Annotated in this window: 22 protein-coding genes and 1 tRNA gene; 18 read left to right on the forward strand and 5 right to left on the reverse strand. The window is 51.2% G+C overall.

Translation table 11 applies throughout. The features are described 5' to 3' along the window. Positions 1-20: 20 nt before the first annotated feature. Together ON16_RS08680 and ON16_RS08685 are read left to right on the forward strand one after the other, a co-directional pair. Complete coding sequence (locus tag ON16_RS08680; RefSeq protein ID WP_369384301.1) at positions 21-1,418, forward strand: NAD(P)/FAD-dependent oxidoreductase; 1,398 nt, start codon at positions 21-23, stop codon at positions 1,416-1,418. A 129-nt stretch (positions 1,419-1,547) separates the two neighbouring features. Further along, positions 1,548-1,799 carry a hypothetical protein gene (locus tag ON16_RS08685; protein WP_040661301.1) on the forward strand — a complete coding sequence of 84 codons (252 nt, stop codon included), beginning with the start codon at positions 1,548-1,550 and terminating at the stop codon, positions 1,797-1,799. A gap of 294 nt (positions 1,800-2,093) precedes the next feature. On the opposite strand, the gene ON16_RS08690 is transcribed toward ON16_RS08685, so the two are convergent. The 4 genes from ON16_RS08690 to ON16_RS15020 all read right to left on the reverse strand — a co-directional run bounded on the left by ON16_RS08690 (position 2,094) and on the right by ON16_RS15020 (position 8,286). Next, positions 2,094-3,890, reverse strand: a complete 1,797-nt coding sequence (locus ON16_RS08690; RefSeq protein WP_243441801.1) for a helicase-related protein — start codon at positions 3,888-3,890, stop codon at positions 2,094-2,096. Positions 3,891-4,710: 820 nt separating this feature from the next. Further along, the gene (locus ON16_RS08695; RefSeq protein WP_040661302.1) at positions 4,711-6,606 is read right to left on the reverse strand and encodes a DUF3732 domain-containing protein; all 1,896 of its coding nucleotides are present in this window, start codon (positions 6,604-6,606) and stop codon (positions 4,711-4,713) included. Then, a complete protein-coding gene (locus tag ON16_RS08700; protein ID WP_040661303.1) occupies positions 6,603-7,058 on the reverse strand; it encodes a hypothetical protein in 456 nt (151 codons plus the stop codon). The genes ON16_RS08695 and ON16_RS08700 overlap by 4 nt, the downstream gene beginning before the upstream one ends. Beyond that, positions 7,048-8,286: a hypothetical protein gene (locus ON16_RS15020; protein ID WP_051131642.1), complete on the reverse strand. Its 1,239-nt coding sequence runs from the start codon at positions 8,284-8,286 to the stop codon at positions 7,048-7,050. The genes ON16_RS08700 and ON16_RS15020 overlap by 11 nt, the downstream gene beginning before the upstream one ends. Positions 8,287-8,543: 257 nt before the next feature. Between ON16_RS15020 and ON16_RS08710 the strand changes: the two genes are divergently transcribed. The 6 genes from ON16_RS08710 to ON16_RS08735 all read left to right on the forward strand — a co-directional run bounded on the left by ON16_RS08710 (position 8,544) and on the right by ON16_RS08735 (position 15,418). Then, positions 8,544-9,950, forward strand: a complete 1,407-nt coding sequence (locus ON16_RS08710; protein WP_040661304.1) for a ParB/RepB/Spo0J family partition protein — start codon at positions 8,544-8,546, stop codon at positions 9,948-9,950. 293 nt (positions 9,951-10,243) lie between these two features. Beyond that, positions 10,244-10,576 (forward strand): DUF7768 domain-containing protein, encoded by a 333-nt coding sequence (locus tag ON16_RS08715; RefSeq protein WP_040661305.1) that lies wholly within the window; start codon positions 10,244-10,246, stop codon positions 10,574-10,576. Beyond that, a complete protein-coding gene (locus ON16_RS08720; protein WP_040661306.1) occupies positions 10,576-11,289 on the forward strand; it encodes an antirestriction protein ArdA in 714 nt (237 codons plus the stop codon). The genes ON16_RS08715 and ON16_RS08720 overlap by 1 nt, the downstream gene beginning before the upstream one ends. Before the next feature lie 81 nt (positions 11,290-11,370). After that, positions 11,371-11,835 carry a PcfB family protein gene (locus ON16_RS08725; RefSeq protein WP_439645733.1) on the forward strand — a complete coding sequence of 155 codons (465 nt, stop codon included), beginning with the start codon at positions 11,371-11,373 and terminating at the stop codon, positions 11,833-11,835. Then, positions 11,822-13,663, forward strand: a complete 1,842-nt coding sequence (locus ON16_RS08730) for a VirD4-like conjugal transfer protein, CD1115 family (protein WP_040661307.1) — start codon at positions 11,822-11,824, stop codon at positions 13,661-13,663. The genes ON16_RS08725 and ON16_RS08730 overlap by 14 nt, the downstream gene beginning before the upstream one ends. 42 nt (positions 13,664-13,705) lie before the next feature. After that, positions 13,706-15,418, forward strand: coding sequence for a recombinase family protein (locus ON16_RS08735; protein ID WP_051131644.1), 1,713 nt, complete (start codon positions 13,706-13,708; stop codon positions 15,416-15,418). 69 nt (positions 15,419-15,487) lie between these two features. On the opposite strand, the gene ON16_RS08740 is transcribed toward ON16_RS08735, so the two are convergent. Continuing rightward, positions 15,488-15,564 (reverse strand) — tRNA-Pro (locus tag ON16_RS08740). Positions 15,565-15,833: 269 nt separating this feature from the next. On the opposite strand from ON16_RS08740, the gene ON16_RS08745 reads away from it, so the two are divergent. The 10 genes from ON16_RS08745 to ON16_RS08790 all read left to right on the forward strand — a co-directional run bounded on the left by ON16_RS08745 (position 15,834) and on the right by ON16_RS08790 (position 23,856). Next, positions 15,834-16,871, forward strand: coding sequence for a M23 family metallopeptidase (locus ON16_RS08745; protein ID WP_040661308.1), 1,038 nt, complete (start codon positions 15,834-15,836; stop codon positions 16,869-16,871). Beyond that, a complete protein-coding gene (locus ON16_RS15025; protein WP_051131645.1) occupies positions 16,855-17,484 on the forward strand; it encodes a site-2 protease family protein in 630 nt (209 codons plus the stop codon). Before ON16_RS08745 ends, ON16_RS15025 begins: the two co-directional genes overlap by 17 nt. Before the next feature lie 217 nt (positions 17,485-17,701). Beyond that, positions 17,702-18,043: a 50S ribosomal protein L19 gene (rplS, locus tag ON16_RS08755; protein ID WP_040661309.1), complete on the forward strand. Its 342-nt coding sequence runs from the start codon at positions 17,702-17,704 to the stop codon at positions 18,041-18,043. A 302-nt stretch (positions 18,044-18,345) separates the two neighbouring features. Continuing rightward, positions 18,346-18,951, forward strand: a complete 606-nt coding sequence (gene lepB, locus ON16_RS08760) for a signal peptidase I (protein WP_081579656.1) — start codon at positions 18,346-18,348, stop codon at positions 18,949-18,951. Between the two features lie 38 nt (positions 18,952-18,989). Beyond that, on the forward strand, positions 18,990-19,853 hold the full coding sequence (gene ylqF / locus ON16_RS08765; RefSeq protein WP_040661883.1) for a ribosome biogenesis GTPase YlqF: 864 nt from the start codon (positions 18,990-18,992) through the stop codon (positions 19,851-19,853). Beyond that, positions 19,846-20,481, forward strand: a complete 636-nt coding sequence (gene rnhB / locus ON16_RS08770; protein WP_040661310.1) for a ribonuclease HII — start codon at positions 19,846-19,848, stop codon at positions 20,479-20,481. The genes ylqF and rnhB overlap by 8 nt, the downstream gene beginning before the upstream one ends. Beyond that, a complete protein-coding gene (locus tag ON16_RS08775; protein ID WP_040661886.1) occupies positions 20,478-20,831 on the forward strand; it encodes a YraN family protein in 354 nt (117 codons plus the stop codon). The genes rnhB and ON16_RS08775 overlap by 4 nt, the downstream gene beginning before the upstream one ends. A 6-nt stretch (positions 20,832-20,837) precedes the next feature. After that, complete coding sequence (locus ON16_RS08780; protein WP_243441802.1) at positions 20,838-21,515, forward strand: class I SAM-dependent methyltransferase; 678 nt, start codon at positions 20,838-20,840, stop codon at positions 21,513-21,515. A gap of 84 nt (positions 21,516-21,599) precedes the next feature. Beyond that, the gene (gene thrC, locus ON16_RS08785; protein ID WP_040661889.1) at positions 21,600-23,087 is read left to right on the forward strand and encodes a threonine synthase; all 1,488 of its coding nucleotides are present in this window, start codon (positions 21,600-21,602) and stop codon (positions 23,085-23,087) included. 82 nt (positions 23,088-23,169) lie between these two features. After that, positions 23,170-23,856: a metallophosphoesterase gene (locus ON16_RS08790; RefSeq protein WP_040661312.1), complete on the forward strand. Its 687-nt coding sequence runs from the start codon at positions 23,170-23,172 to the stop codon at positions 23,854-23,856. Positions 23,857-23,918: the final 62 nt, after the last annotated feature.

The following is a 23,918-nucleotide window of genomic DNA, read 5'->3' on the forward strand; positions in this document are numbered from 1 at the left end:
AACAGATAAGGAGAAAGATGATGAACGCAGACGTTGTGATTATTGGCGCGGGACCCGCCGGCATTTTTACTGCTCTGGAGATGCTGAAAAAGGGCAGTAAGCAGAAGATCGTGATGGTGGAAAAGGGCCAGAGCGTGGAAAAGCGCCACTGTCCCAAGGATAAGACCGGGTACTGCATGAACTGCAAGCCCTATTGCCACATTACCACCGGTTTTTCCGGCGCAGGAGCATTTTCGGATGGAAAGCTGTCCCTTTCCTACGAGGTGGGCGGCGACCTGCCGACCCTGATCGGGGAGAATCTGGCGCAGGAGACGATCAACTATGCCGACCGCATCTATCTGGATTTCGGTGCGGATGACCACATCGAGGGACTGGGCAATGACATCGAGCGCAAGGAAATCCGCAAGCATGCCATTCAGGCGGGCTTGAAGCTGGTGGATTGCCCCATTCGCCATCTGGGCACGGAAAAGGCCCAGAGTTTGTACCTCGCCATCGAAAAATATTTGCAGGAGCATGGCGTAGAGATTTTGTTCGGCTATGAGTGTTCCAACATCATTTTGGAGGACGATGTGTGCAAGGGCGTCTCCATCTCCGACGGGAAGAACGACCGGGAGGTCTATGCCAAGCACACTGTGGTAGCCACAGGCCGCCGCGGCGCGGATTGGCTGGAAAAGCTCTGCGCGGAGCACAACATTGCCCATGCCCCCGGAACGGTGGACATTGGCGTGCGGGTAGAGGTGCGCAACGAGGTCATGGAGATGGTCAACCGGGTGCTGTATGAGTCCAAGCTGGTGGGCTATCCCCGGCCATTCAAAAACAAGGTTCGGACTTTCTGCCAGAACCCCGGCGGCTTTGTCTCTCAGGAGAATTACGACAACAATCTGGCGGTGGTCAACGGCCACAGCTACAAGGATTTGAAGACCGACAACACGAATCTGGCTATTTTGTGCTCCCACAATTTCAGCGTTCCCTTCAACCAGCCTATTGCCTATGCCCAGAAGGTGGGCGAGTTGACCAACATGCTGGGCGACGGACACATCATGGTTCAGCGCTTTGGCGACATTCTGGACGGCAAGCGGACATGGCAGAAGGAACTGGCGCAGTCTAACATCCATCCCACTCTGCCGGACGCCGTGGCGGGTGACATCACCGCCGCCATGCCTTACCGCTCCATGGTAAACATCATCGGCTTCATTCAGGCCATGGACCATGTGGTTCCCGGCTTTGCCTCCACGGAGACGCTGCTGTATTCCCCCGAACTGAAATTCTATTCCAACCGGGTGAAGATGGATACCGACTTCAACACCAGCCTGAAGGGACTCCACTGCTTGGGCGATTCCTCCGGCTGGACCCGGGGGCTGATGATGGCCTCCGTCATGGGAACATTGATGGGCCGGAAAATCGCGGAAGAGGGCTGAACCGGATTGGGTCAAACGGAAGACCGTATAGCTCGGGCCTGAAATTTTGGCGTTTGGGCACTTGCGCGGGGATGCAAACCGTGCTACAGTCAGAGCACACAAAAAGTCATAGAAAGAAGGCTGACCATTATGAAATTGACAAACATCAAGGACGTTAAAAAATTTATCAGCGTGTTGGACACCTGCAAACGCGACGTATATCTCAAATCTCCTGAGGGGGATGTGTTCAATCTGAAATCATCTTTGTCCCAGTATATTGCCATCGGGCGCCTGCTGGAGGAAAACGGCGACAATTTGGAGCTGTTTGCCGACGATCCCGTGGACGAGGCGAAGCTGATCGGTTTTCTGGGAGAGCTGGAGAATGAAGAAGCGGGGCAGTAAAGTGTTTTGCCGGGTGGAGCCTATCCAGCGAAAAATAGAATTGAAACAGGGACACGGAGCAATTCGGCTCCGTGTCCCTGTTTTTGATTGAGAAGCAGATTGAACCCATAACCCTTTCAAAGCTTCCGTCAAGGCCTTCTGGCTCGGTTCGGTGCGCATGATAATCGGGAATTAAGTCAGGTCCATGCCTTTTTCAGGTAGGGGCAGCATTAACTGAATTGTAATCATGCTGCATTGTAAATAAAAATTCTCTCAGCAATTGAAAACACGTGCTTTAATGGGGGAGAGAAGACCCTAGTCCCGTTCCATCAGCGTTTGGATGCGCTTGCTGACCTGAGCCCGGGTTTGGGCCACCCACTGCTCGTCCATCGGCGTATCAAAATTTTTGCTAAAGGAGTAATACAGGCTGATCTGCTGATAGTAAATCTCGTAATCCCCCCGGCTGGGGCCGGGCGGCAAGGGGCGGGACAGTTCTGGCTGATGCGCCACAAAGTATTCGTTCACATAGCTTTCAAACTGGGCCAGCAAGATTTCATTTTCAACATCAAAGGGGAGGAGCATCAATTTCCATTCCACCGATTCGCCGAGGTGATAACTTTTGAGCAAATCCAAAATTATCAACTGGTTGCGCATGTCCTTTTTTCGATAGCGATCCATAACCTCGGGCTGCGTACTCCAAAGCGCCACCTTCTGCTGTAAGGGAAGCAGATCTATTTGCAAAATGGCCTCACTGGGTCCAACAACCGCCTGCTGCACAGGTGGGTCCTCGTCGTGCAGACGATCCTCAATCAGTTCCAGTGCGTCCCGATCCAGCGCACCAACATAGCCCACATCAAAAATGCCGATTCGACCGGCGCGACCCGCAATTTGTTTGACTTCCTGCGTGGTCAGTGTGCGCAGAGTCTCACCGTCAAATTTCTCCACGGCAGTAAAAATAATGCGGCGTATTGGTAAATTTACGCCCATACCAATGGCGTCCGTGGCCACTAGCACAGGGTTTTCTCCACTGATAAATTTGTCATATTGCACCCGTCGCACTTCTGGAGGCAGATCGCCATATATTACACTGGCCGACACGCCCCGCTGCCGAAAATCGCGAGCCAACGCAATCACCCGACGTTTGGAAAAGGCCACGAAAGCATCGCCCGCTTCAGGTGCGGATAATCTTACCGGCGCGGAGAGCATCCTCAGCGGAACAAGGCGGCAGTATTCGTTTAGTATAAAGGAGTCGCCGCAGCTGTCAATCATGGCGGACAGCTGGTCTTTTACCAGCGCTGCGCCACAAAGGTGGATTTCCGGACAGCACAGGCCCAGAATGGCGCGGGTCCAGGCATCACCGCGCTGAGAATCTGCCACCAGCTGCGCTTCATCAATCACAGCCACGTCGTAGTGCGCGCGTAAATCAGCCTTTTCTACCGTGCAGCACAAGTGTTGTGCGCCGGGTATCTGAATATCCTCTTCTCCGGTAAGCAGATCACAAGGCACCCCTTCCCGGTTTAATCGCTCATAGTTTTCCAGTGCCAGAATTCGCAGCGGTGCTAAATAAATACCGTTCCCACTTGTCTTAAGCCGCTGAAGCGCCTGATAGGTCTTGCCGGTGTTGGTATCACCCAGATGAAGGAAAAACTGTCGGTGCATTCGGCGGGCCTTGGGAAATTCCCGGCAGGGGTCATCGGGTAGTAGGCGGGCGAACTCCGCTGAAACCATTTGGGGAATGTGGATGGTCAGCAATACGGACACAATTCCGGACTTGAGATAGCTCTCCCGGCGGCCGTCAATTACCAATGCAAAAGAATAGTCCGTTCTGTGCTTTTGGTTATATCGCTCCAATATTCTGAGGGAGATCTCGTCCAGCAGGGAAACGTAGCTGTCAAAGAGAGATTTCCAATCTGGAGAGATTTGTGGCGAAAGCGTTTGCAGCTTGCGAAGCTGGTTGCGAATCACGGTGTCATGGTGCAGCAGACTGCGAGCGCCGGCATGCATTGCCCCATGGCGTACCTGTTCAAAATTTTTTTGAATGGATTTAAAGATTATTCTCTGCTTCTGCTCTTTTTTCACGGCGTAATTCACCTCGTTGGTAGTGTTGATCAAACAAGAAAAAATACTCGCTTTACAACGCTGAATCCTTAGCCGCCCATATATACTTCAGACACTCAAAGAGAATTGAGCGTGAAAATAAGAGCCAGAGACCTTACGGCTGCTGGCTTTTCAGATAATGACGCAAAAGCGTACTACATATGTGCCATATAACTAGTGCGTATTGGCTGTAAACGCAATGTATTTTCGACATTTTGTGTATATTGTACGTATAGAAAAAGATCCCTCAAAGTGTTGCGGCTCTAAAAAATCTTGGCGGTCGGAGTGCAATTATAGGACTTGAAACCGTTGGCAGCAAAAGCTCCAACGGTTCCAAGCTACTGCAATTCAGCCGCACAACATACTTTCAATCCACAGATTTCTCTGACAGATTTCATGATACCAAACAAAACTTGCATAATTTGGCGAATTATCTGCCACAAAAATGAAATTCTATGTTGTGTGTCTGAAATGCTTTTATTTTATGCAAAGGCATACTTCTAAATGATAGACTCTCAACATACGTTTTCTTGAGGTGTTTGTCATGTGTTTAATCAGAGGGCCGCCACCGAAAAACTTTTGCGAACCGGTCTGTTGCTAAAAAGAAAAAATCCTTCATGTTTTCACATGAAGGATTTGGTCGGAGTGTAATTATAGGACTTGGAAAAACTCAGTTATATCAATGGTTTACAGGTGATCAACAAGAGGCTTTTATCCTAAAATATTAAATACAGAAAACATAATATACAAAAAAGGATATGCGCTGGCACCCAAGCCCGTCGCTTTGGTGCTTTTGCAAATGCGTCGGAATACGCGAGAAAAGTGACTGTCAATTTTACTTTTCTTCTGGCTCTGGGTTTTTATAATTTAATGGTATGAGTGCATTATTTATCCCATCAAATGTCTCAACAAGATTTATGTGGTTGCAATTGCTCCATGCATTTTTTGAAACATGTTCGAGCATAATCACTTGAAAGTGCCATCCTTTTGAAGTAGTTATGGAAAAAAAGTTATCCCATAGTTTAAATATATCCTTTACTTTGCTCCAATCGTCCTTTATACTAATAGCTTTTTCACTTTCTTCATAATTATAATCCGACGTATTAAAATAGGGTCTACTTGGCTGATCAATTATTAAATAACTTGGAACATATGATGTATTCTCTGAGAGCATCATGTGATGAAGTCCTGCAAAAAGACATAGATGCATAAACAAATGGTCGGAACTACTAGAAATATTTGCAACGGTTGCTGACATATTCTTTTTTAGGGTAAGCATAGCCTTTTTATAGTCAAACCATGCATGGTATTTTCCATATTCGTCTAGTGCGTTTTCTGATATACCTATGTAAATTTGAATAAATTCATTTAGAGTATTAATTACGAGCCCTCTGGCTTCTTCAATTTCACTATATTGGCCTTCAAGAGCTGCAAGACTGCTGCTCTTTTCTTTTATTTGGGCATCAATGGTGTCTGTGCCTTCCACATTAGGATCAAGTCGGTTATACTCGGCCCTTATTTCACCAAGAGAAATTAACTTTTCTGCCGTTGAAATTGGACTATATTCTACATGAGCGGTTCTGGAAAGATTCCCGTCTAACATTTTCAATTGTTTATTCAGTGCTTGAATGCTACGCTCAACATCATATTCAAACGGACGTTTTTCCTTAATTGCGGCTTTTACCCTTGTAAGTTCATTTGCCAAGTTGTTAATAAATTGGCGGTACTCTCCTTGTGTTTTATCGCCAAACTCTTGCTGGATGTATGATATTGGCCGTAATGCGTCAGCTTCGTCCCGAAGGCTTTCTCTATAATTATTATAACTCTTTTCAAAACGCTTTAATTTTGTAAGTTGTAATGCAACACCTTCACGTTCCAATTGCAACTTTTCATATTCTTGCTGCACAGAGAAGTTGGTAGAATAATTTGTAATACCATTCTTAACCATTACCTCTAATGCTTTAAACGCCTCATCGGCGCCTAACTTTTCATCTACCAGTCCCTTTTCTTTAGCCTTCTTCACTAGCATTTGAATATCGTTATTGTGTAGCTCAATTTTCCTAGAATACTTCTTTTTTTCTAATTCTAGTGTACTAATTTCTTGTTCAAGATCATTTATCTTCTTTTGCAGTTTTATAGTCTCGCAGCTTATTACTCCGAGGGAAAGGTCAAAGATTTGAGGCCAAACATCTCGATAACGGTCTATGTGCATTTTATCAAAAAAGCTTTTTCCATTATCAATAATGTCTTTTGAAAGTGTATTGAAAATTAAAAAATAGCGAAATGAAAGGCGAGTGTTTTTTCTGATGCTTTTCCCACCGTAAGCTAACGTAATCTCATCATTTATTGAAAACTCCGGCTCAAGAATTGCTTTAATTCCAGACTCGTCCATTTTTGTGCATGGCTCATCAGGGATTTCTCCCGTTTGAGAGAAATAGTAATCATCTGAGAACTTACCCTTTTCTGTTATTTCACCGCGTGCTACGGTATAAGTTTTATTGTTAATTACGAAACGAATGCCGTACCAAGCTACGTTCTCACCAATATGTTCATACGAAATTACGACAGTATCCTTACTGCCACATAAACAATAATCAACGATTTCCAATACTGCAGTTTTTCCGGTTTTGCTATTTCCCGTTATTACATTGACTTTGTCATTCGAGAACTTTAAAGTTCGCAAACTGCCGTCTTTAAGCCATAAAAGAAGTTTATCAATATAGAAGTTCATATCTCTATACGCAAGCTCAAATAGAAATCACTTGCGTCTCCCTTCACCAAAATCTCTGCAAGTTTCTGTGAAGCAGCTATCCTTGTTTTTGCTTTTTCACCTAATGATGGATTAAAAAAATCAAAGTTACCACCGGAAAACCTTACTCCGTCATTTGAAAGTTTAAGGAGGCCTAACTTTTCAAATAAAAGTATTGAATTCATAGATAGCAATGCTCTTTCATGGAACCGTTCGCTAAAGTTCGCGAAAACAATGCTCTCTTTTAGTATTAAATCCTCTATGCTTTTGACGCTTGAGTTGGATCGCTTTAATGCGCTTACTACTCTTGAATAACTTAGTAGCGGCTCAACAAGCATACACTTTGATAATTCCATGCAATTAACATATCTTAGTACGGCTAAAATAGATATGCCAGAAAGTATTTCATTGTCGTGAAAAGTATCAATTTCCATGTCGTATACTCCCACTGGCCCATATATATTTCCATCCGATCTGTGCTTCGTTGGCAAGCTTTATGAATTCTCCATTAGATAGGGAGGCCCCTATTTCCGTAGAGATAAGTTTTAACTTCTCTTTCATGACTTCATAAAAACAATCTAAGGCATTCTCATAATCTAAGCGATGATTGTTCTTTGTTGCCCTGTGACAAGACTGATGTATGCGTTTCCATGTTAACGCTGCATCTTTGTGAAAGCTATTTAGGATTGGCAAAGTGATTCGTCCCTCTTGATACCAATCCTTCAATTGTAGTTCCACCGATAAATAGCACTCTGTTAACTGGGAAATTTCTGCTAGACCATTATCAGCGAGGTCTATCGCTCCAATCTCTATTAACTCCCGAACAAAGGTCTGCTGTTCCAGATGTTCAGGGAGTAGCGGACTATATTGTCTAAACGGCAATAGTGTAGTGCGATACGTATTAAACGCAGCACGATAATGCGTCGTCCATTCAGAAAATGTAATGATTTGGTGCTTGCCATTTTGCACCTTGCTAAAGAAATCCTCTTTGAGCTGCAAATATAGCGTGCTAAGGACATCGTTAACATACGCATCGTCAGTCATTTTGCTACGAATCCCATCTCGTATTTCATCAAACAAAGAATCCTCTGAATTGCAAAATTCTGTCTTTTTCAAAAACAATGACAAAACCGATACCGACAAATGAGCAACATCATAAATTAATGATTTCGTGCTTTCATCTTTGGTATTTTGACTCAGATTTTCAAAGTATGTATGTATATCAGCGTCAGTAATTAAGCCATCTTTTAACTGCTGTATTTTACTAAGAACTTCATTGCTGTCAATTTTACGGTTTATTACTAAAACAAAGCGCGATTGCGAAATGAAAAGTTTTTGAGCACTTTGTTTGCTTCTTGCTTCCGCTGGATCAGATATTAATTTGCTCCAATTGGATAAGGTTTTCCATAAATCCTCAGATAATCTCGCCAGATTAACCTGTTCCTCATTTGCTGCTTTTCCTATTGTGTGTTTTACCTGAATATATAAAGTTTCTTTTTTTGTCGCAGTAACAACATGAACATCGTCTAAAGCTTCATATCCAACTTCTTCTCCGGGAAGCAACTGTAACAGTCTTACGATGAAATAAAGGTATTGATATTCAAAGCCAAGTTGCTGTTTGTCAGCTGAAGTAATTTCTGTGCGTTTATTCGACTCAGCCATTAGTTCTCCCCCTTCCGATAATATACCAAACTAAATGAAGATTTGTCTAAACACATCCACACCAGTATATATTCTCAAATTGTTTTACTACATATTAACATATTTTTTGTGAGGACTCAACACAATATTGATGATATTGTCCAAATTAGACCATGGGCAATATTTATATATAAATACTCATTGAGGGGAGGTTTTCTCTCGCAGGCCAGCTTTAAATAGGTGGCCTTTTTTTATTTCACGAAAAAGGAGATTTGCAAATGGCAGACGAAAAATTGAACACAGCCACGCAGGAAACCGTCATACCCGAGGCTCCTGCCACGGATGCGCCGGAAGAAATTCCTGCCCCCAATCTGACGCACGCAGAAGCCATCACGCTGGAAAAAGAGGGCGAGGCGCTGCCCGATCCCGGCGAGGCCGTTATCCCTCCCCCTGTGGAGGAGATGGACTTTGTCGGGGTGGGTGGTACGGAAAAGGGCGATCCCGCCGCCGAGGACGCACGGCAGGAGTGGGAAAAGCCGATTGCGGATATTGAGGCCGAGCAGAAAAAGCCGAAACGGGGCCGCGTAGAAAAGGCGGAAAAGGAGACGCCCGACGAGGAAAAAGCGGCCAAGCCCCGCAAGAACCGCCCGGCCAAGGCTGCCAAGGCGGCTCTTGGTGACGCCCAGCCGCAGGTTCGAGACAAAGTGTCCCGAAGTAAAAAGGCCGCCCCGGTCAAGAATACGCCTGCTCCAAAAGAGGACATCCCCACCCCGGAGGAGCCTGTCATTCCCCCTCGCCCGGTTGAGGATGGACAGCTTGTCTATCTGAAATTGTCCGAGCTTCATGCGTTTCACACATTTCGGGAGCATCCCTACAAGGTGACGGACGATGAAAAAATGACGGAGCTTGTGGGGACAATCAAGGAACGCGGGGTCATGACGCCCGCCACCGTCCGCCCGGAAAAGGACGGCAACGGCTACGAAATCATTGCGGGTCACAGGCGGCATCATGGCAGCGGTCTTGCGGGGCTGGAGGAAATGCCCTGTATTGTCCGTAATATGACGGACATTGAATCCGTGCAGGAAATGAAGATCAGCAACAAGCAGCGCGGCGATCCTCTCCCCAGCGAATTGGCGCGGCTGCTGGATTTGGAAGTGGAGGCTATCAAGCACCAAGGCGGGCGTCTGGACGGCGTGGCCGAGGGCGATGTGGGGAAACGCTCTGTGGAGATCGTGGGCGAAAATAACGGCATGAACTACAAAAAGGTCATGCGGTATATCCGGATCAATTCCCTTGTGCCGGAGCTGGCAGATATGGCCGACGCAAAAAAGCTGGGCTTCATGCCCGCCGTGGAACTATCCTATCTGAAACCGAAAAATCAGCGGCTTGTGGCGGTGTCCATTGAGGGCGAACAGTCCTCTCCGTCCCTTTCCCAAGCGCAGGAGATGCGAAAATTGGATAAGGAGGGGCGGCTTAACGGGGATGCGATTGACGGCATTTTGAGCAAACAGAAAAAGGAGGTAGACAAAGTGATTATTTCTACTGCAGAACTCAACAATTATTTCGGCAAGGACAAAACGCCGAGAGAAATGAAAGATCAGATTCTCGCGCTCTTGGATGATTGGAAATCCAAGCAGGCGCCCGAACTGGGCAAGCCCGAGAAAAAGGCGGATTTGGAAAAGTGAGCTGGCCTGCTTCGAGACACTTTCTCCCGAAGCGCCCGCCTCTCGTTTACATGGTGCTGGGGTGATATATCCCCCGTCGCCGCTCATGTCTTGGCACAGCCGGGAGCTACCCGTCAAGGGTGCAACGCACCGCCGTTTTCGGCGGCCTGCCCTTGACGGTCTGCCCCGGCTGTGCTATTTCCGGCGGAGCGACGGGGGTATTTATCCTCCAGAGCCGCCCCCTTTTTCAATCTTGAAAAAGGGCGGGGGAAAAAAGTTGAACGCTACATTATATTAAAACGGAGGTTTTCACAATGAAACGACCCCTCGCCTATATCACCGCCGCATGGTACGGCGAAAGTGAAGAACAGGCGGCGCAGTATTGCCGTGCTGTCTATGACGCTGGATTTTCGCCGATCTGCCCCACGCTTTATCTGCCCCTGTTCCTTAATGACGCCATTCCCGAGGAACACAAAAGCGGCATCGATATGAGCCGTGACCTGCTCCGACGCTCTCATGTGCTGGTGGTGTGCGGCCATACCGTCACCGAAGCCATGAAAAATGACATTGCCACCGCCGAGCGCCTGCGGATCACCGCTACCACCTTGGAGGGCATTTTGACCGTCAAGGGACAGGGCCGCCACTGATGGGTTCCATATTTGAAGCCTATATTACCAACGCCGGGAAGTATGCCGAGGGGCAGCTTGCGGGCGAAACGCTGGCGTTTCCAACCAACGCCGAAGCCGTGGAGCCTCTCTTAAAGCGAATCGGCGTGGACGGTGTGCGGTATGAGGAAATCTTTATTACATCGTTTGACGGCGATGTGCTGGGGCTGTATGACCATTTGAACGAATACGCCAATCTTGACGAGCTGAACCATCTGGCCTGCCTGCTCTCGGAGCTTGACCGGGACGAGCTGGACACATTCGAGGCCGTCATCGACAAGGGCGACCACACAGCCAGCGTTGCCGACATCATCAATCTCGTCCATAATCTTGACTGCTATGAATTGTACTCCGGCGTTTCCGACGATGAAACGCTGGGGCGAATTTATGTAGAGGACATGGACGCACTGGAGGTGCCGGAGAATATCTTACCGTACTTCGATTTTGAAGCATACGGACGGGATGTGCGGCTGAACGATAACGGTCATTATGCCCCTGGCGGCTATGTGATAAAAACAAGCACAGATTTTGTAGAGTTGTATCACAGCGTCGAGGACATTCCCCCGGAGCAAAAGGTATTCCGCTTTCCCAAGCTGTCCATCCGGGAGCAAATGACGGCCTACAAGGAAGTGATTGACCGTTCCTCTCTGGAGGGTGATAAGCTGCGGCCAAGGCATGACCGGGAGGACAGATAGCACTTTGGGACACTTTGTCCCGAAGGTAGCAGAGTGAGGTTTGTGGCGATGAAGGAGGTGGTATAGCTGATTGATGAAGATGTGTCTCGGCGTACAATAGCCGTTTCCATGAAAGCCGGAAAGCTGACTGCACGGAGTCTTGCCTATGTTATCCGTGCGGTGGGCCGTAAAATTGCAAAGGAATACCGGGCATCCAAAACGCCCCACGGCAAACAGACAGTAAAAAAGCTCATGGCGCACAGTGGCGAAAAGAACAGCATTGAATTGTCTGGGGACACCAAGCAATTTGACCGTGTTGCCCGAAAATGGAATGTGGACTATGCCTTTTACCAAACCGGGCCGGACAAATATCTGCTGTTTTTCAAATCCCAGCAGGCCGACGCCATCACCGCCTGCTTTTCCGAGTATTCCAAAAAGGTGTTGGACAAGACAAAATCCCAACGCATCCCCATTCGGGAGCAGCTCAAGCGGGCCGCCGATGCGCTGACCCGCCAGCCGTCGCACAAGCGGGAACGGGCAAAGGAGGCGGCGCATGAGGACAGATAAAATCCGCAAATATATTTTGCCAAATATCCCGTATCTGTTCATCGGGTGGGCGTTTCTCAAAGCGGGGACGGCCTATCGGCTGGCGGCTGGCGCTGATTTTTCGCATAAGCTCATGGGGCTGGGGCAGACCATCGCCCCAGCGTTTGCTGACTTTGCACCGGGCTTTCATGCGTCTGACTGGCTAATCGGCCTTGCGGGAGCCGTGGCGTTCCGGCTGCTGATCTATTTCAAAAGCAAAAACGCACAAAAGTTTCGGCGGGATGCGGAATACGGCTCTGCCCGGTGGGGCAATGACAAGGACATCAAGCCTTTTGTCGATCCGAAGTTTGAAAACAATGTCATTCTCACCGGGACGGAATATCTCACCATGAACACCCGCCCGAAAAATCCTGCTAATGCCCGCAATCTGAATTGCTGTATCATCGGATCGTCCGGCAGCGGCAAAACCCGCTTTTGGCTGACCCCGCAGCTACTGCAAGCGCATTCGTCTTTCGTGGTGGTCGATCCCAAGGGCGGGGTCTTAAATCAAGTCGGCTCATTTTTGCAAAATAAGCCCCGCAATTACAAAATCAAGGTGTTCAACAGCATCGACTTTTCCAAGAGTATGCACTATAACCCGCTGGCTTACATCAAGACCGAGGCCGACATTTTGAAGTTCGTCAACACCTTGATTTGCAACACCAAGGGCGAGGGCAAGGAGGGCGATCCATTTTGGACGAAGGCGGAAACGCTTTTGTACTGCGCCCTCATTGCCTACATCATTTTTGAGGGGCCTGCGGAGGATCGAAACATGAACACGCTGGTGGATATGATTTCCAGCATGGAGGTCAAAGAGGATGACGATGACTTCAAAAATGCGGTGGATTATATGTTTGACGGCCTTGGAAAACGCAAGCCCAGTTGTTTTGCCGTGAAGCAATACCGCAAATATAAATTAAGCAGCGGCAAAACAGCAAAATCAATCTTAATTTCCTGCGGTGCAAGGCTTGCGCCTTTTGATATTCCACAACTCCGGGAGATCATGAGCTATGACGAGCTGGAGCTTGACCGCATGGGCGACAGGCGCACGGCTACCTTTTTTGTCATTTCCGATACCGATAGCACCTATAACTTTTTAGTGGCGCTGGCCTTTTCGCAGATGTTCAATCTGCTATGTGAACGGGCTGATACCGTCCACGGCGGGCGGCTGCCCCATCATGTGCGGGTGCTGTGGGACGAGGCGGCCAACACGGGCCAAGTGCCACAGCTCGAAAAGCTGGTGGCGGTCATCCGCTCACGCGAGGTGAGCCTGTGTCTGCTGTATCAACAGTTGGCGCAATGCAAGGCCATCTATGACAAAAACGCCGAAACTATTCTCGGTAATATGGACAGCGTGGTATTTCTCGGCGGGCGCGAAAGCTACACCATCAAGGAAATATCGGAAAACTGGCTGGGCAAGGCCACAATTTCCATGCAGACCGACGGGCGCACGCGGGGACAGTCTGAAAGCTATAATCAAAACACCCAGCGGCTGGGCCGGGAGTTAATGACCCCCGCCGAGCTTGCTACCATGCCTGGTGACAGGTGCATTTTGCAGCTTCGTGGCCTGCCGCCGTTCTATTCCCGCAAATACGATTTGAAGCAGCATCCCAATTACAAGTTTACGGTGGAGGCCGATAAACGCAACGCCTTTGACCTCGACAGGCTCATCAACCGCAACAGGCGGCCACGGCTGAGCGAGGAATGCACGGTGTACGAGGCGACCGTGCCGGACGATATACTTACGGCTGAGGACGAGGACATTCTCAACTATGACGATGTGGACGACCCGGACGCCTTTGTAATATAGGTAGAATAAACCTCTTGTTTGACTGCCGGAAAGGAGGATATTTTGAAACAGTCAAACAACAAAAATCGCGAGGAGGGTACTGCTGCCCTGTACTGCCGCTTGAGCCGTGACGATAATATGGACACGGAATCCAACAGCATTTCCAATCAGAAAAAGATACTCCAAAAGGCCGCCAAGGAAAAAGGTTATACGGACACCTTGTTTTTCGTGGATGACGGCATCACGGGTACGACCATGAAACGCCCCGGTTATCAGAAGATGATACAGGCAATTGAGGCGGGCTACATTTCGGCGGTGTTCGTGAAAGACCTTTCCCGGCTGGGGCGCAATTACATTGAGGTCGGCAGGCTGACCGAGGAATTTTTCCCGCAGTACGATGTCCGCTTGATTGCCGTTTCGGACGGCGTGGATAGTGACGAGGGCGAAAATGATTTTACTCCGTTCAAAAACATCATGAACGAGTATTACGCCAAAGACATTTCCAAAAAGCGCCGCATTGTCAATAAGATGAAAGGCAACTCCGGCGTTCCACTCTCCCAGCCGCCTTATGGGTATCTTAAAAACCCGGACGATCCCCGATTTTGGATAGTAGACCCAGAGGCCGCCGAAAATGTGCGCCGCATCTATCACATGGCACTGGAGGGTTATGGCCTTGCGGAAACCGCTGCCGTGCTAGAACAGGACGGGATTTATAATCCCACCTACTACTGGCGCAGCAAGGGAACCAACCGCAGCGGCTCAAAAAGCACGCTGGAGCCTACCAAGTGGGGGCATACCACCGTCAAGAAAATTCTTGGCTTGCAGGAATACTGCGGTGATGTCATCAACTTCAAAAGCTACTCCAAGTCCTACAAGATGAAGCGCCGCATTGAAAACCCGGAGGAAAACCGGGCGATCTTCCTCAATGTGCATGATGCCATCATTGACCGCCCCACATGGGAAAAGGTGCAAGCGCTCAAAAGCGGCACACGGCGTAAAAGGCCGTCCGTCTCGCAGGAGCCCAGCGTGTTCTCTGGTTTGCTGAAATGCCCCGAGTGCGGCGGCAATCTCAATTTCCATTTCAACCAGGGCAATCACGACATCAAGTTTTTCAGTTGCCAAAACCACAATTCCGGGCTTCGTAAATGCTCCGCTACCCATTATATCCGGCTGGACTTTCTGGAGCAGGTGGTGCTGTATGAGGTCAACCGTCTGGCCTGCTTCGCCAATGAGTATGAGGGCGACTTTATCAAGGCCATGATGGGGCGCTCCGCAAACCTCGTTGAAAACGACCGAGCCAGGAAACAGCGGGAGCTGGATGGCCTGCTGGCCCGTGACAAAGAATTGGATGTTCTCTTTGAAAAGCTCTACGAGGATAACGTGTCCGGCAAAATTGACGATGCCCGCTTTTCCAAAATGTCCAAACGGTACGAACAGGAACAGGGCGAGAACGCCGCCAAGGTCAAGGCGCTCAAGCTGGAGCTGAAAAAGACCGAGGGCAAGCGGATGGATGTTGACCAATTTCTTGAAAGTGTCCAGCGGTACACCAACGCCGCAAAGGTCACAAAGCGCATGGTGACGGAGCTGATTGAACACATTGAAGTGTACCATGCCGAAAAGGACGAGGACGGCGTTGCCACCCAGCGGGTCACAATTTTCTATAACTGCATCGGCGCGTTTGATGTGCCGGATCGTCGCAAAATCCCCGAGGCCGACATCCTTATGGAAACAAGGAAGGGCGTAGCTGTCAACTACGCCCCGGCACAAACCGCTTGATTGAATTCTGTGTATAAAAAAGCGGAGTGTCCTTAATAAGATCCTCAGATCCTATAAGGACACTCCGCATGGTCGGAGTGTCGGGATTCGAACCCGAGGCCTCTTGGTCCCGAACCAAGCGCGATACCAAGCTTCGCCACACCCCGATATTGAATGGGAAAATTACACTTCAAGCGCCGCATAACAATTAGCAGCCAGAAAGATGAGCGGACGCCGCATATACTCCGCTTGCAAAAAACCAGATCAGCGGATTTCACATTATAAAGAAAAAGCCTTGTCTCCCCAATCAGCTGCGCCGCACCGCTATGCAACAGATTGTATTATAGGAAAAAATCAGTCCTTTGTCAAGCAAAATTGTTCATACTTTTTGCAAAAGATACATAGAGTGGAAAAAACGTGGGGGGAGGCGGGATGAATGACGTCGCGGCAGACCGGACAGAAAATCAGCCAGATGTACAGGAATCGGACAGGATATCGAAGGGGCAAGCGGAGAGCCACCGAGCCGCTGTCTGATGCGGAGAAACGGCGGCTGGCCCAATTTTTGGTCTGCGGCACGGTTTTCGTGCTGCTGGTAGCGGTAAAACTATTGCTGCCCGCCCGGGTTCAGTGGCTGACGCAACATGTGGGGGGCGCGCTGGAACGGAGTATGGACGTAACAGAGGTGTTCTCCGCCGTGGGGCGTGTGTTTGCCGGGGAAGAGGACGGCGGCTGGGAGGACCTGTACCAGTCCGTGTTCCTGCCGGGGGACTCTGCGGCGGTTCCCACCGGAGCGGTTGTCGGTTTTGACGAACCAGATACCGGGAGCGCAGTCCTGCGCAGCTTGATGCGTGTCAGCGACGGCTGGCTGACGGCCGCACCAATGGAGGACACGGCAAAGACGGGGGCGGGGGACACCTCGCCGTCCGGTTCCACCGAAACCCAACCGGAATCAGTGGCGGATGCTGAAACGGATACGGGGACAAATTTGGGAACAGGGACCGGCAGCGCACAAAAGCTCTCCTATATTTTATATTCCAACCAGACTCTGCCGGAGCATGTCAGCCTTGAGCAAAAGGTATTGGGCTTTGATTACTGCACACCGGTAATGGGCACATTATCGTCTGACTTCGGCTATCGGGAGCATCCGTTGGAAGGTGAGGAAAAATTTCATTACGGATTGGATATTGCCGCCAACGAGGGGACAAATATCGTCTGTTTTGCTGATGGCACGGTGACGGCGGTGGGGGAGAGCAGCAGCTATGGGAAATATGCCATCGTTGCGCACGGCGGCGACTTTTCCACGCTGTATGCGCATTGCAGCAAAATCACCGTCTCCTCCGGAGCCGCAGTGAAAGAAGGACAAAAAATTGCAGAAGTGGGCCAGACCGGAGAGGCCACGGGACCGCATCTGCACTTTGAAATCCATGACGGAGAGACGTATTTGGACCCTGTCTACTATGTCTCGCTGCCCTAAAAGATCGCTGCGGATCTCCGGTGGGTTTTTACTGCTGACCGCATGGTTTGCCATGGAAAACGGCTTGTGGCCGATGATACTGATCCTATTCGCGGCAGCGTTGCATGAATTGGGGCATTTTGCGGCTTTGCGGCTTTGTGGTGCGCCGGTACGGGGGGTGCAGATCGGTGCGCTGGGCGCGGTCATGATGGCGGAGCGGAGTGGACTGAGCTATGGGGAAGAGCTGCTGGCGTTGTTGGCGGGACCGCTGATAAATCTCCTGTGTGCCGCCGCACTGGTTCCTCCGGCTCGCGAGTTACCAGCGCTTTACGCCGCCGCGGGCGCGCATCTGGCGCTGGGGGCCTTCAACCTGCTGCCCATCCGCCCTCTGGACGGCGGGCAGGCGCTGGAACTTTTGGTTTCATGGCGTTTTGGCCCGTCAGTGGGAGAGCGGACGGCCCGGCTTGTCGGCGCGGTTTGCGCGGCAGTTCTCAGCTGCGGACTCGTTTGGCTGATGGCGAAAAGCGAGGGCAATCTCTGGCTGGCGCTGCCAGCCGCGGGGCTATTGGCGGTGTGCCTGCGGGAACTTTGGGGTTCAGGTTTGAAGCGTGGTGTTTACAATTGCAGATGCTAAACGCTTCTTTACTTGAAGAAATATTATCATGAAAACGCAGAAGGGTCGGTTTTTCGCGGCTTTCCATCGAAAACTGTGAAAAATTGCTTGCAATCGGGGGAGAAGTGTGGTATCCTATTCAGGCTACAAAGGGCGGTCCTCTGCCGCGCACGCGCGAACATGCGCCGGGTGCCATAGAAAAGCGGCATGAACACCTATAATTTAGGAGGATAAATCCATGGATCTCATTCAGGAACTGAACAAGGAAACACTGGGCCGCGAAATGCCCCAAGTGAAGGTGGGCGATACCGTTCGCGTGCACGTGAAGGTCAAGGAAGGCTCCCGCGAGCGTATCCAGATCTTCGAGGGCACTGTCATCGCCAAGAAGCACGGCGGTATTGAGGAGACTTTCACGGTTCGCCGCATTTCTTACGGCGTGGGCGTGGAGAAGGTGTTCCCCGTTCACTCTCCCTCTATCGACACGGTGGAGATCGTCCGCAACGGCAAGATCCGCCGCGCGAAGCTCTATTATCTGCGCGAGCGCGTGGGTAAGGGCGCCAAGGTCAAGGAAAAGCTTTGATCCACAGAAAAGAGAGGCGAAAGCCTCTCTTTTTTTGTATTTACGCGCGTCTTGCCGCACCATCGGCCACCGCCTATGCAGCCGTCAAAACCGTCCCACAGGTCCCGCATGTGCGGTATTTTGCCAGAAGCGCAAGGAATTTCTCGGAAAAAATCATGCGTTGCCGCACTTGTTCTTTCCTTTCGGGTTTGATATACTAATAAAGTTAAACAGCCGCCGAGCACAAAGAGGAAAATCTGCTCCGGTGCGCGGGCGAATCAGTGGCAGAAAATTTTACCGGCGCAATCCGGGCGAGGTATCAAATGAGGAACAACAAGACAGAATTAGCCATGGCGCCTGACGAAACGGCGGTGGTCGGACAGGGCTTGTACGAATGGGTGCGGGCGTTGGTGACCTCTGTGCTGACGGTGGTGCTGATTTTTACCTTCGCCGTCCGGCTGATCGGGGTGGACGGACACTCCATGGTACCCACGCTGCAAAATGGAGATCGCCTGCTGGTGACTGTGGGAGTTCTTGCGGGGGAGTATCGGGTGGGCGATATTGTGGTGCTGCGCAAACAGAGCTTTTTGGAAGAACCCATCGTCAAGCGAGTAATTGCTCTGGAAGGGCAGACAGTGGATATTGATTTCACCACCGGCAGCGTGGAGGTGGATAGAAAGATTTTGAACGAGCCGTACATCAACGAACTGACGTTCCGCTCAGACGGAACGGAATTCCCGCTGACGGTGCCGGAGGGGTCCGTCTTTGTGATGGGTGATAACCGCAACCACTCCAACGACAGCCGGGATGTCCGGCTGGGGACCGTGGACACCGGATATATCCTTGGAAAGGCGGCGCTTGTGCTGTTTCCCGGCGGGGATTCCGAAACCGGGAAGCGGGATTATACCCGTATTGGCTTGATTCGATAAAGCAAAAGGGAGGGCGACCTGTGGAAAACGGACAGGACCTGAAAATTCAATGGTATCCGGGTCACATGACCAAGACCCGGCGAATGATTGTGGATCAGCTGAAAAATGTGGATGCGGTGTGCGAACTGCTGGATGCCCGCATCCCCGTTTCCAGCCGCAATCCGGACGTGGATGAGTTGACGGCGGGAAAGCCCCGTCTGGTGGTGTTGAACCGGGCGGATCAGGCGGACCCGGTGGTGACGAAGCAGTGGGCTGCGTATTTCCGGGACAAGGGCTACGCGGTGTTGGAGTGCAGCGCGAAGGATGGTGGCGGTGTGGATCGGTTTCCCGCCGCCGTGCGGACGCTGCTTGCGGACAAGCTGCGGGCTTATGCCGAAAAGGGACAGGTGGGCCGCACCGTGCGGGTGATGATTCTGGGAATCCCCAACGTGGGGAAGTCCACCTTTATCAACCGGGTGGCAAAGCGGAAGACCGCCAAGACCGAGGATCGGCCCGGCGTTACCCGGGCAAAGCAGTGGGTTCCCATCGACCGGGGACTGGAGCTGCTGGATACGCCGGGTATTCTGTGGCCCAAGTTCGAGGATCAAAGCGTGGGGCTGAATCTGGCCTTTACCGGCGCGGTGCGGGACGAGGTAATGGATATCGAGGCGCTGGCATGTAATCTGATGCGTTATCTCGCGGAGCATTATTGCGCGGCACTGGAGGAACGCTATAAGTTCCACCCGGAACCGGAGGACTCTGGATATGACCTGCTGCGAAAGGCGGGGCAGAAGCGGGGCTTTGTTATGCGGGGCGGTGAAATCGACACGGAGCGGATGGCAAAAATCCTGCTGGACGAGTTTCGGGGGGGCAAGCTCGGACGCTTTACACTGGAGATGCCGGAGGAAACTAAGCATGTCTGAACTGGAGCATCCTTGGAGCATAGAGGAGCGGTGCTTTGCCGCCGGATATGAAACGGTCTGCGGCGCGGACGAAGCCGGGGCCGGGCCGCTGGCGGGGCCGGTATACGCCGCGGCGGTGATTTTGCCCCGGGGGCTTGTGATCGACGGGCTGAACGACTCTAAAAAATTGAGTCCAAAAAAGCGGGATGCGTTGTTTGAAATCATCTGTGCCGAGGCCGAAAGCTATTGCGTGGCGCGGGTGGAGGCGGAGGAAATTGACCGCATCGACATTTTGAACGCCCGGATGAAGGCCATGCAGCTGGCGATTGACGGTTTGGCCGTCAAGGCGGATTTTGCGCTGATCGACGGAAACCGGGATCGGGGGAGCCTGTGCGCCATCACCGCGCCTCATGAAACGGTGGTCGGTGGAGACGGAAAGAGCGCGTCCATTGCGGCGGCCTCCATTCTGGCCAAGGTCAGCCGAGATCGGTTTGTGACGGAGGTTTTGGATACGCAATATCCCCAGTACCAATTTGCCAAGCACAAGGGGTATGGCACAAAACTCCACTACGAGATGCTGGATGCCTACGGCCCTTGTCCGGCGCACCGAAGCAGCTTTTTGAAAAAATGGGAACGGGAACGCTTGTGAGTACGAGAAGCGCCGGGAACCGGGGCGAGGCGGCGGTGGCGGACTATCTGCGAAAGCGGGGATACCGGCTGCTTGCCGGCCAGTGGCGCTGTCGGTTCGGAGAAATTGATCTGATCGCCCGGGACGGACAGGGGCTTTTGTGCTTTGTGGAGGTCAAACTGCGGAGCAATCTGCAAATGGGCCTTCCTCGGGAGTACGTGGACGGGCGCAAGCAGGCGCGTCTGCGAACTGCCGCGGCACTGTACATGAGCGTCAAGGACTTGGACGAGCCTGCCCGGTTTGACGTGGCGGAGGTTTACGATGAAAACGGCGCGCTCCGGGTGGAGTATCTGGAAAATGCCTTTGAATGAGGAGGGGTGATTACAGGCATGAATTATTATTCTGAAAAATTAAACGCCCAGACATTGTTTCAGGTGTATGAAACCCAGATTCCACGAGTCAAGCAGTATTTACAGGCGGAAATAGAGTTTGTCAAGAGGAATTTATCAAAAGGACAGCGGGTTTTAGAGCTTGGCGCCGGGTATGGCCGGATTGTCAGAGAATTATCACCCTTTTGCGGTTCGATTGTCGGAATAGATATCTCGGAGGAAAACGTGGCGTTGGGCAGGGACTATCTCAAAGACTATCCCAACGCAGGCATGGTTGTAATGGATGTTTTCCAGATGAATTTTCCCCAAGCTTTTGATGTAATCCTTTGTTTACAAAACGGACTTTCCGCCATGCGGGCCGATTCCACGGTCATTCACAAAGTTTTAGAGACGCTGGCCCCGGGAGGGACGGCCTACTTTAGCAGTTACAGCGCTCAATTTTGGGATGTTCGCCTCAAATGGTTTGAAGAGCAAGCGTCAAAAGGGCTTTTGGGGGAAATTGACTATGGCAAGAGTCGAAACGGCGTGATTATCTGCAAGGACGGGTTTCAGTCGTCGACCCATTCGCCAGAGGATTTTCAGGAAATCGGTAAGCGGTCGGGCTATCCCTATCAGGTGCGGGAAGTGGATGAGTCCAGCGTGTTTTTAATCATCCATAAAAAATAGTCAGACCCACATAAAAATTTATTTTTCGCTGAAGGACGGATCTGGTTGCGCCTTACAGCGTTGAGGAAAGGCATGGTCATGATTATGAACTACACCAGCACACGGGACACCGGGGTGTCTCTGGAGGCGGCGCAGGCCGTGAAGCAGGGGCTGAGCCGGGATGGCGGATTGCTCACCCCCGTGGAATTCCCCAAACTCTCTCAGAACGATTTAAACGCTATGCTGCCCATGAGTTATCAGCAGCGGGCCACCTTTGTGATGGGCTTGTATCTGCCGGATTACAGCGCTAAAGAGCTGCTGGGTTTTGCTGAAAAGGCCTATGGCCCCGCCCGGTTTGATACGTCCGCCGTGGCCCCGGTGAAAACGCTGGATGCTGCCACCCACTGCCTGGAGTTGTGGCATGGGCCTACCTCCGCGTTCAAAGATCTGGCCCTCCAGATGCTGCCCCAGCTGCTGTCCGCCGCGCTGAAAAAGACCGGCGAGACGCGGACGGCCTGCATTTTGGCTGCCACCTCCGGCGACACCGGCAAGGCCGCCATGGAGGGTTTTGCCGACGTGGAGCAGACCAAGATTCTGGTGTTTTATCCCAAGGACGGCGTCTCCGCCGTACAGGAGGCCCAGATGCTGACCCAGCGGGGAGGAAATGTGAACGTCTGCTCCGTGGTGGGCAACTTTGACGACGCGCAGAGCGGCGTGAAACGCATTTTCTCCGACGAGGCCCTGCGGGATGAGCTGGACAAGCGGAGCTATTTTCTCTCTTCCGCCAACTCGATTAACTGGGGCCGCATTTTGCCTCAGGTGGTGTATTACATCTCAGCCTACTGCGATCTGGTACGGGACGAGAAACTAAAGCTGGGAGACAAGGTGAATTTCTGCGTTCCCACCGGAAACTTTGGAGACATTCTGGCAGGATACTACGCGCGGAAGATGGGCCTGCCCGTTGGAAAGCTGATCTGCGCGTCGAATAAAAACGACGTGCTGACGGAATTTTTGACCACCGGAACCTATGACCGCAACCGGACGTTCTATAGTACCATGAGCCCCTCCATGGATATTTTGATTTCTTCCAATCTGGAGCGGCTGATCTTCGATCTGACCGGGGGAGACGGCGCACAGGTGAAAAAATACATGGATGCGCTGGCGATGTCCGGCAGCTATCGTGTGGACGACGGCGTGTTCGGGAAGATCAAGGAGCTGTTCTGGGCGGGTTCCTGCGGCGAGGAGGCCACCGCTGCCGCCATTGCGCGCCATTATAAGGAGTACGATTATCTCATCGATACCCATACCGCCGTGGCGGCGGATGTGCTGGAACAGTATCGCGCCGCGACCAAGGACGAGACGCCCGCCGTATTCGTCTCCACCGCGTCCCCTTTCAAATTCTGTGACAGCGTCCTCAAGGCCATCGGCCAGACCCCGGCAGGGGAGGGAATCGAACTGATCGACCAGCTGCAATACGCCACCGGACGGCCCGCTCCATGGCGGCTGGCGGCTCTGCGGGAAAAGGAGCGGCGGTTTGACCTGTGCCGGAAGAAAGAGGAAATGCCGGAGGTTGTGCGGACATTCCTTGATTGAACATAATGAATCTGCGGCGCGGGCCGCCGAATTGTGGCGGTTCGTCCGAGAAAAGATGAACAAGATGAAAAGGAGGGCTTGAATGGCCCTTTATGCAATTGGAGATCTGCATCTGTCGCTGACGGCCAATAAGTCCATGGAGGTATTTGGCCCGGCATGGCATGACTACGTCAATCGTATTGCCGCGTCTCTCGCCGCTTTAAAGGCGGAGGACACGCTGGTGCTGGCGGGGGATACCTCTTGGGGCATTGATATGGCGGAGGCGGAGGCGGATTTTCGTTTTCTGGACCAGTTTCCCGGAAAAAAGCTGTTGGTGAAGGGAAACCACGACTACTGGTGGTCCACTGTGAACAAAATGAGCGGCTTTTTTGCGGAAAAGGGGCTGAACTCCTTTGAATTTCTTCATAATAACTGCCATTTTTACGGAGACTATGCCCTGTGCGGCACCCGGGGGTGGTTTCAGGAAGAAAATCAGAAAGCCCCGGACGCCAAGGTGCTGAACCGGGAGGTCATGCGTCTGGAAACCTCATTCAAGGCGGCGGGAGACAAGCCGATTCTGTGCTTTCTCCACTATCCGCCGCTATATCAGGGCTACCAGTGCCCGGAGATTTTGGCGCTTTTGGAGAAGTACGGCGTAAAAGCGTGCTATTACGGACATTTGCACGGACCGGTGATCCGCCGCCGGTTTGAGGAGGAGCGGGCCGGAACGACCTTTTCTCTGATCTCTGCGGACCATTTGGGGTTCGTTCCAAAAAAAATCTGCGATTAGCGGAAATAAGTGTGGATTTTTCGATATTTATCTGATATTATAGGGAAATGTACCGGCCTATA

This window comes from Oscillibacter ruminantium GH1 (assembly GCF_000307265.1).
GTDB lineage: Bacteria > Bacillota > Clostridia > Oscillospirales > Oscillospiraceae > Oscillibacter > Oscillibacter ruminantium.

Excerpts from the sequence above, each read along its gene's own strand:
- ON16_RS08720 (WP_040661306.1), top strand. The coding sequence starts at position 10,576 with ATGGGTTCCATATTTGAAGCCTATATTACCAACGCCGGGAAGTATGCC.
- ON16_RS08685 (WP_040661301.1), top strand. The coding sequence starts at position 1,548 with ATGAAATTGACAAACATCAAGGACGTTAAAAAATTTATCAGCGTGTTG.
- ON16_RS08695 (WP_040661302.1), bottom strand. The coding sequence starts at position 6,606 with ATGAACTTCTATATTGATAAACTTCTTTTATGGCTTAAAGACGGCAGT.
- ON16_RS08790 (WP_040661312.1), top strand. The coding sequence starts at position 23,170 with ATGGCCCTTTATGCAATTGGAGATCTGCATCTGTCGCTGACGGCCAAT.
- ON16_RS15025 (WP_051131645.1), top strand. The coding sequence starts at position 16,855 with ATGTCTCGCTGCCCTAAAAGATCGCTGCGGATCTCCGGTGGGTTTTTA.
- lepB (WP_081579656.1), top strand. The coding sequence starts at position 18,346 with ATGAGGAACAACAAGACAGAATTAGCCATGGCGCCTGACGAAACGGCG.
- rnhB (WP_040661310.1), top strand. The coding sequence starts at position 19,846 with ATGTCTGAACTGGAGCATCCTTGGAGCATAGAGGAGCGGTGCTTTGCC.
- ON16_RS08715 (WP_040661305.1), top strand. The coding sequence starts at position 10,244 with ATGAAACGACCCCTCGCCTATATCACCGCCGCATGGTACGGCGAAAGT.
- ON16_RS08745 (WP_040661308.1), top strand. The coding sequence starts at position 15,834 with ATGACGTCGCGGCAGACCGGACAGAAAATCAGCCAGATGTACAGGAAT.
- ON16_RS08700 (WP_040661303.1), bottom strand. The coding sequence starts at position 7,058 with ATGGAAATTGATACTTTTCACGACAATGAAATACTTTCTGGCATATCT.
- ON16_RS08710 (WP_040661304.1), top strand. The coding sequence starts at position 8,544 with ATGGCAGACGAAAAATTGAACACAGCCACGCAGGAAACCGTCATACCC.
- rplS (WP_040661309.1), top strand. The coding sequence starts at position 17,702 with ATGGATCTCATTCAGGAACTGAACAAGGAAACACTGGGCCGCGAAATG.
- ON16_RS15020 (WP_051131642.1), bottom strand. The coding sequence starts at position 8,286 with ATGGCTGAGTCGAATAAACGCACAGAAATTACTTCAGCTGACAAACAG.
- thrC (WP_040661889.1), top strand. The coding sequence starts at position 21,600 with ATGAACTACACCAGCACACGGGACACCGGGGTGTCTCTGGAGGCGGCG.
- ON16_RS08730 (WP_040661307.1), top strand. The coding sequence starts at position 11,822 with ATGAGGACAGATAAAATCCGCAAATATATTTTGCCAAATATCCCGTAT.
- ON16_RS08680 (WP_369384301.1), top strand. The coding sequence starts at position 21 with ATGAACGCAGACGTTGTGATTATTGGCGCGGGACCCGCCGGCATTTTT.